Annotated in this window: 2 protein-coding genes, 1 tRNA gene and 1 pseudogene; 2 read left to right on the forward strand and 2 right to left on the reverse strand. The window is 62.2% G+C overall.

What is annotated here, in order from left to right:
• Positions 1-374 precede the first annotated feature (374 nt).
• Positions 375-449: transfer RNA gene (locus LQK84_RS24950), tRNA-Gln, on the reverse strand.
• Positions 450-635: 186 nt separating this feature from the next.
• Here LQK84_RS24950 and LQK84_RS24955 point away from each other — a divergent pair.
• Together LQK84_RS24955 and LQK84_RS24960 are read left to right on the forward strand one after the other, a co-directional pair.
• Positions 636-1550: an MBL fold metallo-hydrolase gene (locus tag LQK84_RS24955; protein ID WP_230831483.1), complete on the forward strand. Its 915-nt coding sequence runs from the start codon at positions 636-638 to the stop codon at positions 1548-1550.
• A 78-nt stretch (positions 1551-1628) separates the two neighbouring features.
• A complete protein-coding gene (locus LQK84_RS24960) occupies positions 1629-2870 on the forward strand; it encodes a glycosyltransferase family 2 protein (RefSeq protein ID WP_230831484.1) in 1242 nt (413 codons plus the stop codon).
• 14 nt (positions 2871-2884) lie between these two features.
• On the opposite strand, the pseudogene LQK84_RS24965 reads toward LQK84_RS24960, so the two are convergent.
• Positions 2885-2986 (reverse strand): annotated as a pseudogene (locus tag LQK84_RS24965) (IS110 family transposase); the annotation flags it as partial.

Genomic DNA, 2986 nt, shown 5'->3' on the forward strand with positions numbered 1-2986 from the left:
ACACTGGAAACCATCGCCGTAATGAGCGATGATCCGCTCATCAGCCTGCCAGCGGCAAGCTGACACTCATCCGCCCCTCTGGGATGAGCCGTGGTCGTCTAAGCTAAACCACTCCATGGGACAAGATCAACGACGATGCATGTGAACCTATTCCATTCGGTAAACGGCGACGCCACCAATAGACGGAACCACGTTTGTAGACATGCTGAGCTACTGCCATTCGGATACCCTTTTCCAAGGGCAAGCAGGCTTTCGTCAGTCAACATGTCAGACAGCCGAATATGACATTCGTGTATGACAATCGCGATTTTCGAGAGTCCCAGCCAAACCGGAATCCTTGAAAATCAGGGCTTCTAGAGAGATTTTGAAGATGCTGGCTGGGGCGCCAGGATTCGAACCTGGGAATGCCGGTACCAAAAACCGGTGCCTTACCGCTTGGCGACGCCCCAATGCCTGGTTCGGCCTGCAAATTCTTGGTCTTTCGACTTCAAAGGCAGGCGCGAAGCATCTGTTTGCGGAGCGCTCTTAGCAAGAAGTGGGCGGCACGGCAACGCATAATCGTGCCGGGGATGCCATGGATGCGTCGAGAGGTCCTGATGGCTTTCGGGCTCGGGGAAATCGGCTATAAGGGGGGCATGAGCGATGATCTTCCGAAGTTTGAACTTGCATTCCAGCCGGCCCATGGCGTGGCTGTCGACGTGGCGCCGGGCGTGCAGCGCGTCACGGTCAACAATCCCTCCCCGTTCACGTTCCACGGCACCAACAGCTATATCGTCGGTGACCGGTCCGTCTGCGTGATCGATCCGGGGCCGGAGGACGAGGCGCATTTCCAGGCGCTGATGCGGGCTCTTGAGGGCCGCGAGGTGACGCATATTGCCGTCAGCCATACCCACAAGGATCACTCGCCGCTGTCGCGCCGGCTGAAAGAGGCGACCGGCGCGGTGATCGTGGCGGAGGGGCCGCATCGGGCGGCGCGGCCGCTGCATGATGGTGAAGCGAACCCGTTTGCCGAAAGCTCGGACGTCGATTTCGTGCCCGATCTGGTGCTTGCCGATGGCGACGTGGTCGAGGGGGACGGCTGGACGCTGTCGGGGATTGCCACGCCCGGACACACGGCCAACCACATGGCCTTCGGGCTGGAGGGAACGGGCATTACCTTCTCCGCCGACCACGTCATGGCATGGGCGACCTCGATCGTGGCGCCGCCCGACGGTTCGATGGCGGATTTCATGGCCTCGCTGGAGCGGCTCCTGCAGCGCGACGACAGGCTCTACCTGCCGGGGCATGGCGGACCGGTCACCTCGCCCGCCGCCTTCTGCCGCGGGCTGCGTACGCATCGGCGGATGCGCGAGCGCGCGATCCTGGAGCGCGTGAAGGCCGGCGACCGGCTGATTGCGGACATGGTGAAGGTGATCTATCGCGAGACCGATCCCCGCCTGCATGGCGCAGCAGCCCTTTCGGTGCTGGCGCATCTGGAAGACCTGACGGAGCGCGGTCTCGTCTCGACCGATGGCCCTGCCCGCCTTGCCGGGGTCTACCTGCCGGCCTGAGTCCTCGCCAAACGCCCCTGCCGCAAGCCCGGCTCCAGTGCGGGACGCTATGAAGCGGACTTGCAAAAGGGACCGGCCATGGCGAAGCTTTCCATCTGCGTGCCATCGCGCAACCGGCAGATCTGGTTTCAGGAGACCATCCGCGCGCTTCTCGAAAGCCCGCGCGAGGACGTCGAATTCGTGTTCGCCGACAATTCGGACGATGCGTCGATCATGGCCGAATTCATGAGGGCCCATGCGAAAGACCCACGCGTCACCTTCCTCTCCCCCGGCCCCGTGGTCTATTCCATGGTGGACAATTGGGAGCGCACGGTAGCCGCCTCCTCCGGCGACTGGGTCACCGTGATCGGCGACGACGACTATGTCGATCCGGATCTCGCCTCGGTGCTGCGGAAAGTCGAGCTCATGCTGCCCGACGTCGAGGCCTTCGGCTGGTCCTATGCGAGCTTCACCTGGCCGGGAAGCGGAGAGGCTGCACCGGACACGAATATCGCGCTCGATCTGACGCATCATTTCATCGAGATCCCGCGGGAGTGGCTGATCCGCCGCGCCTATCTCTGGGTGGATGCCACGACGACGCCGACGCATGGCTTCTCGATCTATCACTCGGCCCTGTCGCGCCGGCTGGTCGAACGCATCCGGCAGCGCTTCAACGGCCGCTATTTCGAGCATCCGACGGTGGATTTCGATTCGAGCTTCAAGTCGGTGCTGCTGGGAAAGCGCTTCCTCATGTGGCAGCGGCCGCTGTCGATCCATGGCGTCTGCCCGCTGTCGATCTCCTCCATCATCTTCGACGCAAAGCGGATCCCCTCGGCCAACGCCAACTTCTTTGCCGAACTCGGACGCGACTTCTTCGAGGATGCGACGATGGCGGGGCTGCCCTTCGACAGCAACATGGGCGTTCCGGCCTCCATTCTCGCCACCCAGCAATGGGTCAAGCACAGTGCCGGATTTTCGATCGACGGCTGGCAGGAGAATTTTGCGCGCTGCTGCGCCAATTATTGTGCGCGCTTCCGCAGCCGCGAGGATTTCGATGTCATCGCCGGCCTCTACCGGTCGTCCTTCGCGCGCTGGGAGGGCGGGCGCTACGCCCATGCGTTTGATCCCGTCTACACCGAGATGCCGGCAAGCTATGCCGCATTTTCCGGCATCCGGGACGGCAAGATCTATCTGAGCAACCGGAATACGGGCGCGCGCACGCCGCAGGAAATCTACGAGGTCATGTCGGCCCTTGCCCCGCCGCTCGAGGATATCGTCATCGATCCGACGATGCTGAGACGTCCGGCGGATGCCCCCGTTGCCGAGCCGGTTCCGGCCTAGAGTATCCGTGTTGATCAAGCGGTTTTTTGTGTCCATTTGCGGTTGCTTTTGAGCAGTGCGTTTGCGAGGACGACGAGCTTTCGCATGATGGCGGTGATGGCGACCTTTGGTGCTTT

Source organism: Rhizobium sp. C4 (genome assembly GCF_021026315.1).
Lineage (GTDB): Bacteria > Pseudomonadota > Alphaproteobacteria > Rhizobiales > Rhizobiaceae > Ensifer_A.